At 52.1% G+C, this 8955-nt stretch carries 11 protein-coding genes; 8 read left to right on the forward strand and 3 right to left on the reverse strand.

The window, feature by feature from the left end; all coding sequences use genetic code 11:
- The 3 genes from BP822_RS09055 to BP822_RS09065 all read left to right on the forward strand — a co-directional run.
- Positions 1–396, forward strand: a 396-nt coding sequence (locus tag BP822_RS09055) for a site-2 protease family protein (RefSeq protein ID WP_286878168.1), incomplete at its 5' end; no start/stop codon positions are given.
- 150 nt (positions 397–546) lie between these two features.
- Complete coding sequence (locus tag BP822_RS09060; RefSeq protein ID WP_286878169.1) at positions 547–1656, forward strand: hypothetical protein; 1110 nt, start codon at positions 547–549, stop codon at positions 1654–1656.
- 10 nt (positions 1657–1666) lie between these two features.
- On the forward strand, positions 1667–2164 hold the full coding sequence (locus BP822_RS09065) for a hypothetical protein (protein WP_286878170.1): 498 nt from the start codon (positions 1667–1669) through the stop codon (positions 2162–2164).
- A 59-nt stretch (positions 2165–2223) separates the two neighbouring features.
- Here the strand turns inward: BP822_RS09065 and trxA are convergent, their stop codons facing one another.
- Both trxA and BP822_RS09075 read right to left on the reverse strand, forming a co-directional pair.
- A complete protein-coding gene (gene trxA, locus BP822_RS09070; protein WP_273270903.1) occupies positions 2224–2631 on the reverse strand; it encodes a thioredoxin in 408 nt (135 codons plus the stop codon).
- A 2-nt stretch (positions 2632–2633) separates the two neighbouring features.
- A complete protein-coding gene (locus BP822_RS09075) occupies positions 2634–3212 on the reverse strand; it encodes a DUF1638 domain-containing protein (protein WP_013718229.1) in 579 nt (192 codons plus the stop codon).
- Positions 3213–3322: 110 nt separating this feature from the next.
- Here BP822_RS09075 and BP822_RS09080 point away from each other — a divergent pair, with 110 nt between their 5' ends.
- Positions 3323–5188: an alpha-amylase family glycosyl hydrolase gene (locus BP822_RS09080; protein ID WP_273270902.1), complete on the forward strand. Its 1866-nt coding sequence runs from the start codon at positions 3323–3325 to the stop codon at positions 5186–5188.
- A 150-nt stretch (positions 5189–5338) separates the two neighbouring features.
- Positions 5339–5839, forward strand: a complete 501-nt coding sequence (locus tag BP822_RS09085) for a GNAT family N-acetyltransferase (RefSeq protein WP_276619900.1) — start codon at positions 5339–5341, stop codon at positions 5837–5839.
- 92 nt (positions 5840–5931) lie between these two features.
- On the opposite strand, the gene BP822_RS09090 is transcribed toward BP822_RS09085, so the two are convergent.
- Positions 5932–7026, reverse strand: coding sequence for a right-handed parallel beta-helix repeat-containing protein (locus BP822_RS09090; protein ID WP_276619902.1), 1095 nt, complete (start codon positions 7024–7026; stop codon positions 5932–5934).
- Positions 7027–7257: 231 nt separating this feature from the next.
- Between BP822_RS09090 and BP822_RS09095 the strand changes: the two genes are divergently transcribed.
- The 3 genes from BP822_RS09095 (at position 7258) to BP822_RS09105 (ending at position 8859) form a co-directional block, all read left to right on the forward strand.
- The gene (locus BP822_RS09095; RefSeq protein WP_157863610.1) at positions 7258–7410 is read left to right on the forward strand and encodes a hypothetical protein; all 153 of its coding nucleotides are present in this window, start codon (positions 7258–7260) and stop codon (positions 7408–7410) included.
- A complete protein-coding gene (locus tag BP822_RS09100; RefSeq protein ID WP_162144981.1) occupies positions 7379–7618 on the forward strand; it encodes a hypothetical protein in 240 nt (79 codons plus the stop codon). The genes BP822_RS09095 and BP822_RS09100 overlap by 32 nt, the downstream gene beginning before the upstream one ends.
- 455 nt (positions 7619–8073) lie before the next feature.
- The gene (locus BP822_RS09105; RefSeq protein WP_013718223.1) at positions 8074–8859 is read left to right on the forward strand and encodes a tetratricopeptide repeat protein; all 786 of its coding nucleotides are present in this window, start codon (positions 8074–8076) and stop codon (positions 8857–8859) included.
- Positions 8860–8955: the final 96 nt, after the last annotated feature.

Genomic DNA, 8955 nt, shown 5'->3' on the forward strand with positions numbered 1-8955 from the left:
TTAGAGGGTTTCGCCTACATGCTCAACCTGCCCTTTTCAGGAATTCCCGGATTCACCCAGAAGGGATTTCCGGGATTCAGCGGTTGGCTGACTGCGGTCTACGAACCGGTTGGTTGGGCGGAGCCCCTGGGTGAGAGGTTCTTTTGGATAGCGAACCTCCTCCTCTGGATAGGCTGGATCAACCTTTATGCCGGCCTCTTCAATTGCCTTCCTGCCGGTCCCCTGGATGGAGGTCATATCTTCAGAGATCTGGTGCAGACGGGCTTTGAGCGGCTGGTTCCGCCCGAGAAGGCGGAGAAGCTCACCAGAACGGCAGTCGCCATTTTCACCTGGGTGATCTTGACCAGCCTGCTAATAAGCATCATCGCGCCGTTTACCCATAGTATATCGATCTGATAACGGGAGGTTTGGAGCAGCCCGTTGGCCGTTGTTGGCAGAGCTCTCTTGAGCTTTCTGCCTTCTGCCGCGCCGGCCTCATTCCCTCACTTCGATACGTTAGTTTTAAACCCATTCAGAAATGACAGGTTGCCAGGCAGGTTTCGTCCCATGAAAATATGCTCTATCTGTTCTATCCGCCATCTCGCGGCATTAGCCTTACTGATGGCCCTGGCCGCAACCGCTCAGTCCATAGAGATCTTTAGCCTCTACTCCAATATCGACTCCGCCGATATCACACTGGTGGGAGGAGGAGAAGGGATTCTTCAGATGGATCTGACCCAGGACAACAAGGTTCTGAATAGCAGAAAACTGGATATCGATGGCCCCGGCACCTATGTAGTGCGCTGGCCAAATCTCAAAGTCGATAAGGGAAGCTATTCGGTCTGCGCAACTCTGCGAGATGATGGGACGAAGGACAACAGAAGCGATGATGCGGGCGAGATAAAGGATGGTGCGGTGCAGTCCCGGAGATGCTACCGGTTCTATTATGGCGGAGTTGAGCCGGTAAGGTTTGATGTGCGCGATTTTCGTTCCGATTCCCGGGGCCTTCACCTGGCGATAAGCGCCAGCGATCCTACCATTGTGGACATCTATTACATGCTGGTTCAGGGAGATCGAGCGCTATATGTAACCCGGGAGAGGGCAGTGCCCATCTCTGGGCTCATGTCCATGGCCGTTGAAAAGGACTACAAATGGAAGCCCATACTGGAGAACGGCCAGACATATGAGGGCCGGGTCAAGATCGTGGAGCTGAACCACAATCAGACCAGGGCCTTTATGAACCCATTTGTGGCGATTGAGGATGCTCAGATAACTGAGACCTATCAGGATGAGACAGGGGCAAGCGCCACCGTCATGGGCGACTCCCGGGTTCCTTTTGAGGGGCTCCTCAGGTTCACCCTCTCTGGTGGGGGAGAGGTGCTCAATATCACTGAGAAGAAGACCCCAGTCCTTCTCTCCGGGGATGATGAGACGGTGGAGATCACCTGGAATTCTACCCTCGAGCCGGGGGTCTATCAGCTACAAACCGCCCTGATCGGGCAGGATGGCAGCATAGTAGACCTGCAGGAGAACATCATCGAGGCCAAGCCGATAGTAGTGAGAAGCAATGCGGATGAGACAAAGAGCTCAGGCCTTCCAGCCGGTCTCGCTGGAGTGGCAATGCTGGCCATAATCCTCTTCCGAAGAATGAGAAGACAGAGCCAATTGATGAATTAGAGGATGCTACATGGTACATGCTGTCTTCTGCCTGGTGAGCGCCCTGACCATAATGGCTGCGGTCGTACCCCTGGCTTGTGCGGGGGAAGTGCCGAAGGGCAACGAGAATACGACCGCAAATATCACCGCGAATATGACATCCAATACTACATTGAACGCCCAAGGAAGCATCATATCGAATGAGACCAGGAATGCCGCCGTAGAAGGCAAGGTCCTGCGTGCTGGAAGCGAGAGCACAAAGGCCCCAAAGGTTTTGGGATGGAAGAGCAGCCGCCGAACAGCTGGCATCAAGATTGGCCTTGAGACGAAATCCGAACTCAACCTCAGCCAGCGGCAGGGATCGGTATCGAAATTCAAATTCAATTCAGATATCTACACCCCGTTCTTCATCCAGAATCAGTACATGAGAACCAAGCCCTCATATATAACTCCGGATAATCTCTCCACCAGAGAGGTCTACAGCATTTCCGGATATCCACTGGTCATGCTTTCCAGCAGCATACCTTAGGGGCCAAAGGATCTGAGCAATCGCATTCATGCAAAAAAAAGACGAATCAAAAGAGACCTTCAGAGGTACTTTTGAATCTTTGCCACCAGCGAGGGCTTGGGATAGGCGCCCACAAGCTTATCGATGAGCTTTCCATCCTTGAAGATCATCAGGGTGGGTATCGCCGAGATCCTGAACCTATTGGCGGTCTGAGGATTCTCATCCACATTCAACTTGCCAAAGACCACCCGTCCCTTCATCTCTGCAGCCAGCTCCTCGATGATCGGGCCGATCATGCGGCAGGGGCCGCACCACTCCGCCCAGCAGTCCAGGATCAGGAGAGGGTACTGGTTTGAAGCGGCATCAACGGTTGCATCTGTGATTATGATCGGCTTTCCAGGTTGTTCTATGGTTGGCTCATGGGGTTTGTTAATCTCGCTCATCATCTTCTCCATTTTCTTTTTCTTAATCTCTTCCAGCTCGTCCAAGCTCAATCCTCCAAGCTCTTTATAGCTTTGATGATCAGTGATTTGAAGTGGTCCAGCTCCATGGGCATGATGGTGAAGGGAAGGTTGGTGAAATCGAAGAACTCCAAGAGCTCCTCTTCCCTCTCCTGAGCATCTTTCATAGTATCGATATAAACCGAACCCTTGAATGAGCCCATATGCAGGCGTGCTATCTCCGGATCCCAGCCCAATCGCTTGAATATATCCTTCCAGGCATCCAGCCAGCCTGGGGAGAGGTAGAAGAAGAGGCCCTCGCGTGCCTTCTTCTCTACGGCCTGGCGGGATATGAAGGCATCCACACAGTTCTGACAATCCATTAAGGCGGCATGGTAGGGTTTCAGGATCGCATCCATCTTGGGATGGCACTGTCCATAAGCCACTATAATCCCCTGGCTGCCATCCGATGAAGCTCTCTTCAACTCCTCTTCCAGGGCATCCTTAAGCTCGTCGAAATCAACATGCAGGCCAGGGCCCAGGTAGCGAGCTTTAAAGGGAAATCCGAGATCGGCTCTCAATCTCTCGATCTCATCCTTGAAGATGCCGCAGGCGATGATTGTGTACATGGCTGGAGCGTTCTATATCATCTATAGGATAAATCTGTGATCCTCGATACTGCATTAATCATTCATAATCTTTATCTAGAATAAATGGCAAGTGCAAGTGTCAGAGCCTCATGAATCTATTGCCACTGGGAAAGTTGGGGGCCAGATGCACGCCAGAGGGCAGAGCAGACTTTGGCGTATTCTTGCCCTGGGTATCGGATTCAGATGGAGTTGGGCTCGGGGTTAAGCTCATCCATGAGAATGACCAGTTCCTTCAAGATGTTCCGGCAAAGACCTTCGAGATGGAATGCTCTATTGATCCGAATTATGGAGAATACTGGCACGGCCAGGTGGAGATAGACGCCTCTGAGAAGCCCCATAAGAAATCCGCCTGGGGCAAGCCGGGAAGATATGTATACCGCTATTTTCTGGAGAGAAGGAATAATGAGCCCATCGACTGGATCATAGACCCCTATGCCAGGGAGTTTGGCATCGGGAAGCTTTCCGCTTTTACATTAGGCTACGAGCCTCATATCTGGAGCGATGAAGAAGAGCTATGGAAGACTCCCAGGCAAGAGGATCTCATAGTCTATGAGCTGATGATCAATGAGTTCGGCGGGGACATGAGGACTGCCACCCGCCATCTGGAATACCTGCAAGACTTGGGAGTCAACTGCATAGAGATCATGCCGGTCACCAATATATCCAACACCACAGACTGGGGATTTCTGCCCATCGGCTACTTCGGGGTGGACGAGAGGTTTGGCAAAAGAAGAGATATGCAGAGGCTGATCGACTCCGCCCATCAAAAAGGGATAGCTGTGATCCTGGATATGGTCTACGGCCATACGGACAGCCTATTTCCCTACTCCTACCTCTACCGAGAGATGGGCTTTGGGGAGAATCCGTTTCTGGGGTCCTTCGCCAAAGACCTCTTCGGAGAGAGCACCGACTTCAATCGAGCCCTAACCCGGGACTTCTTCTATACGGTCAATCACCACTGGCTGAGCACCTATCACGTGGATGGGTTCAGGTACGACTGCGTTCCCAACTACTGGGACGGACCCACGGGCCTGGGTTATGCCAATCTGGTCTATCAGACCTACAAGCTGGTCTTTGGAATGAGAGGATCTCAGGACCATTGGCAGAGGTTCTTCGAGGGGGATGAGATCCACCTTATCCAGTGTGCAGAGCAGCTGGAGGAGCCGGTGGAGGTGCTGGATAAGACCTACAGCAGCAGCACCTGGCAGAACCAGACCTTTGATGCTGCCATTGCCGTGGCCCGAGCCGAAGCCAGTGAATTAGCGGGCCGTCTGACCTATCTTGGCCATCGGCTGGGCCTTGTCGGCTATCCAGCGAAGGAGAAGATCAATGAGGACACCATCCAGAAGAGCGCCCTGCAGTATATTGAGAACCACGACCACTACCGGTTCGTCTGCAACTTCTGCACCATCAGCAGGGATGACAACGATCTACTGAAGGAGGGGGACAGAAGGTATTGGTACAAGGTCCAGCCCTATCTGATAGCGATCATGACTGCCAGGGGGATTCCCCTGATCTGGCAGGGCCAGGAGCTGTGCGAGAACTACTTCCTCCCGGAGAGCGGCATGGGGAGGGTGGTGATTTTCCGGCCGATGAGGTGGGACTACTTCTACGATCCCATTGGAAAGAGGACCATCTGGCTGACCAGAAGGCTGATGAAGCTGAGACGGAAGGCGCAGTTCCTGAGGGGGGAGCACTGGTTTTATGATGATCCTGAGAGATACCAGTCCCGAGGACTGCTGCTCTTCTCCCGGCGGGCAGGTGACGCTTTCAGCCTGGTGGCCCTTAACTTCACAGATAGCGATCAGAAGGCATACTTCTCCTTCCCGCTGGGAGGCGATTACTATGAGGAGATTCATGGGGAGGACAGCTTCAGGGCAGGGGCAGGGGAGTGGCTAGAGATCTGCATCCCCAGCAACTACGGGAGGATCTGGACCGTCGAGGGCGGTGAATGAAGATCACTCGCCTGGTAGACAGGTTGATCACACCCTGGGCCGACACGGCTCGGACGATATGAGGCCGGAATGGATCAGCAGCCTGGATGAATCGGAGGGAGGGATCCCCGGACATTATTTATGCGAAGCTGAGTATTAGCCCCCGATACAATGAATAAGCCCTTTCCCGATCCATCCCTCGGCATGAGGCATGACCTCCATCCAGGGGATATCGGATATATCATATACATGCACGGCATCTTCCATGCTCTCGAGCAGGGCTGGGACCATACGTTTGAGGTTTATGTGGCTGTGCCTTTGGCGGAGTTTGCCCAGTCCAAATCCAGCCGGGAGAAGATATGGATCCTGGAGGAGGGTGATCGGATCGCGGGCTCGGTGGCCATAGTCAAGCGCACAGAGGAGGAGGCTCAGCTTCGCTGGCTTCTCCTGGAGCCGGAGATCCGGGGGCGAGGAATCGGCAAGTGGCTGGTGGAAGAGGCCCTGGATTTCAGCCGCATCTCTGGGTATGAATCGATCTTCCTCTGGACGGTGGAGACCCTTTACATAGCAGCAAATCTCTATCGATCGGTGGGATTTGTTCAAAGGGAGAGGCTGACTCATGAGATCTGGGGGAGCACGGTAACCGAGGTCAAGTACGAGCTGCCATTGTAGGCACCTTTCTGGCCTGCTTGGAGAAAGGATGGAGAAACGGCCTGGGCAGCAAAAAAAGAGATTCGTCGCTCCATCTCCATCCATTGCTCAGGCTAACCTATTATCATGCCCTTATGGGTCATCTTGGGCTTGATCAGATCGCTACTGGGAGTCATCAGTGGATGGTCATCCTGGCCATCATACTCAAAGCTGTGGCTGGCATCGCCCAGGCCGTTGCCATCCGAGTCATTACCCTTATAGTCAGACCAGTAGTTTCCCAATAGGCCGGTGTAGCTCTTGCCTGCAGATGAGTAGCTGATCTGTTCAGGAGAGTGCCAGATGTTCTCTGAATCAGAGGACAGGGCATTCTGGAGGTTATCTATAAAGTCGTTCAGATAGATTGTGTTTTGGTTTGATTCGCGCAGGTAGATCCCGATTGAGTTGCCTGTCACATTGTTATTTGTCACTGTATTTCCCGAGCAGCCATTGAGAAGGCCGATTCCCTCCTCTTTGCTGCCAATGGCCCGGTTCTCCTGAATGATGTTATCTCTTGAGCCCTTGATGGCGATTCCATGATCGTTGCTCAGGGCGGCGTTATTGAGGATGGTGTTGTTGTGGGAATAGTAGAGGTATATGCCCATGGATGCGCCGGATGCAGTGTTGCCCTCGATGATGTTCTCGTCCGAGTGGGCCAGCATGATGCCGTCGCTGGAGAGAAGGCCCATCACCCCCTGGCAGCGGACGGAGGCATTGTTGTTGACGATCTTATTTTTATCTGAGACCATGAGGTAGATTGCAGCTCCACATGCCTCTATGGTGTTATTGCTGATCGTGTTGTGGCTGGAGGTGACGTCAATCCCGTCTCCATTCGGGTTCACTATTCTAAATCCGCTTATCTGGCTGTTGTTTGCGGTCATGAACACCGATCCGAGGATAGATCCGGCGTCTATTACCGGCATGCCCTCTCCAGAGTCGATGCCCATCAGGGCAACCTCCTTTTTAATATCCAGGGTTCCCTGGTAGGTGCCGCTCATAACCTCGATGATGTCGCCTGTGCGGGCCTGATCGATGGCCTCCTGAATGCGTTCCCCAGGTTGGACGGTGATGGTGGCCGCCAGAGCCGATCCGCATATCAGGAAGAGAATCAGGATGAGAGATACAATCTCCCCCGACCTCTTGATACCAGAGCAAAAAACCTTCTTTATCATCGATGTTATCTAGACGGCAGGGAATAAGAAATTTTTCCTCTGGACAGGGGGTTGCAGCTGATCTGGAAGGAAAACACGACAAGATATCGCAGGAAGCACCATTTCCATGCAGAGGATCGAGACGTCATAGTTCGAATTGTAGGCTGCTCTGAAATCCTTGCTTGGCGACATGTCTACTATCGTTGGCATTGATGATCAAGTCTTAAATAGCATGAGACGAAAACTATACATATGCTTGAGAGTCTGGAACGCAAAGACCGAAAGCGACCCATTCCCTACGAGTCTGATGTTGAGAAGACCGATGAGGAGATTGTAGAAGGCTTGATGGAGATAGCAGCTCTTTCGCTTACCGATGTACTGGAAGATGAGCCAGCGTATGAATGAGGATTTTAAAAAAGGTGATATAGTCTTAGCACCTCTTTCCTATTCAGATCTGGTTAATGACAAGCTCCGGCCTTCGCTGGTTTTGTATCATGATATCGATGTGAGGCAACTCACTGTAGCATACATATCAAGCAAAGTTCCCGCCAACCCAAGCCTTTGCGATATTGTGATCTCGCTGGGCACTCCTATGAGCATTAGGGGGGTCTAATATATCCTTCTGTGGTTAAGGTCCATTGGATCACTATTGTCAAGAGAATCATGGTGGAAAGGAAATTGGGCGAAGCCAATGAGGAGCTGAGAAAGAAAATAAATAAGATTTTGCCGCAGGCCCTTTCAATCTGAGAACGATCCGATGAGCATTCCAAAGCATGATGACAGCTAGACAAGCTATGAAGGGGTGGATTGAGGGATTGATATTGATATTGAAAACATGAACATGTGCAATCTTAGGCGCCATAGTTATTGGAACTATCTCACCCCAGCGCCAGATCGAGGCCACCCACCATCAGATAAATGCAGGGGATACTACGATCATTAAGGGCTCCGCAACCAGAAATCCCAATAACTGGATTTTCGAAAGTGGCCCCGAATCATAACCTGACAATGCACAATACCCTCTCAAGTCCGATAATCATATCTCTTTCGAGCGCGTATAAGACCATCATGAAACTGATTTATCCCTTATTCATTCTTATAATAGCGATAGCGGCGCCGTCAACCTGTCAAGAGAATGCAGAGGAATGGCTGGAAAGAGGCAATGAGCTCTTTAGCCAGGGGGATTACGAAGAGGCCATTGAGGCATACGATGAAGCCCTCCGGCTGGATCCAGAGAATCCCGTGGCATGGAGCAATAAGGGCACAGCACTCATCAATCAGAGAAGATACGAGGAAGCTATACAGGCCTTTGATGAAGTCATAAGGATAGACCCAGAGCTTGCTAGTGCCTGGAGCTATAAAGGCGGCGCACTCCATGAGCTGGGGGAATATGATGAGGCGATTGTCGCTCTTGACCAGGCCATAGGTCTGGAGCCGGAGAATGGCTCGATCTGGAGCCTTAAGGGATCTGCTCTCTATTTTCAGGGAGAGTACGATGAGGCCCTCACTGCGATTGAAGAGGCCATAAGGCTGGAGCCGGATAGTACTATTGCCTGGTCCCTTAAAGCTGATATTCTTTATGAACAGGGCGATTACCAGGAGGCCATAACTGCAGTCGATGAGGTCATAAGGCTGATGCCAGACTATCCTGCTGCCTGGAGCAATCGGGGCGAACTTCTCTGGCGACTGGAAAGGTATGATGAGTCTTTGGAGGCACTGGACAGGGCGATCCAGCTCGATTCCGATCTTGCCGACGCCTGGTACAACCGTGGCGAAGCCCTCAAGGCTCAGGGTCGGGACGAAGAGGCAGATGTTGCCTATACCAGAGCGAAAGAGCTGGGGTATTCCAGTTGAGTCAAGAACGGCAATCGATGCATCTCGATAGGCCAACTCGGGAAGTCCCCATCCTTTAGAGAGGTCTCCCGGATTGCGAGTCCGGGGGAGTTGCGA

Source organism: Methanosaeta sp. UBA458 (assembly GCF_002496085.1).
Classification (GTDB): Archaea; Halobacteriota; Methanosarcinia; order Methanotrichales; family Methanotrichaceae; genus Methanothrix; species Methanothrix soehngenii.

Coding starts and splice junctions, on each gene's coding strand:
- BP822_RS09075 (WP_013718229.1), bottom strand. CDS start 3,212: ATGTACACAATCATCGCCTGCGGCATCTTCAAGGATGAGATCGAGAGA.
- BP822_RS09100 (WP_162144981.1), top strand. CDS start 7,379: ATGTACTGGAAGATGAGCCAGCGTATGAATGAGGATTTTAAAAAAGGT.
- BP822_RS09105 (WP_013718223.1), top strand. CDS start 8,074: ATGAAACTGATTTATCCCTTATTCATTCTTATAATAGCGATAGCGGCG.
- BP822_RS09090 (WP_276619902.1), bottom strand. CDS start 7,026: ATGATAAAGAAGGTTTTTTGCTCTGGTATCAAGAGGTCGGGGGAGATT.
- BP822_RS09060 (WP_286878169.1), top strand. CDS start 547: ATGAAAATATGCTCTATCTGTTCTATCCGCCATCTCGCGGCATTAGCC.
- BP822_RS09085 (WP_276619900.1), top strand. CDS start 5,339: ATGAATAAGCCCTTTCCCGATCCATCCCTCGGCATGAGGCATGACCTC.
- BP822_RS09095 (WP_157863610.1), top strand. CDS start 7,258: ATGCTTGAGAGTCTGGAACGCAAAGACCGAAAGCGACCCATTCCCTAC.
- BP822_RS09065 (WP_286878170.1), top strand. CDS start 1,667: ATGGTACATGCTGTCTTCTGCCTGGTGAGCGCCCTGACCATAATGGCT.
- BP822_RS09080 (WP_273270902.1), top strand. CDS start 3,323: ATGAATCTATTGCCACTGGGAAAGTTGGGGGCCAGATGCACGCCAGAG.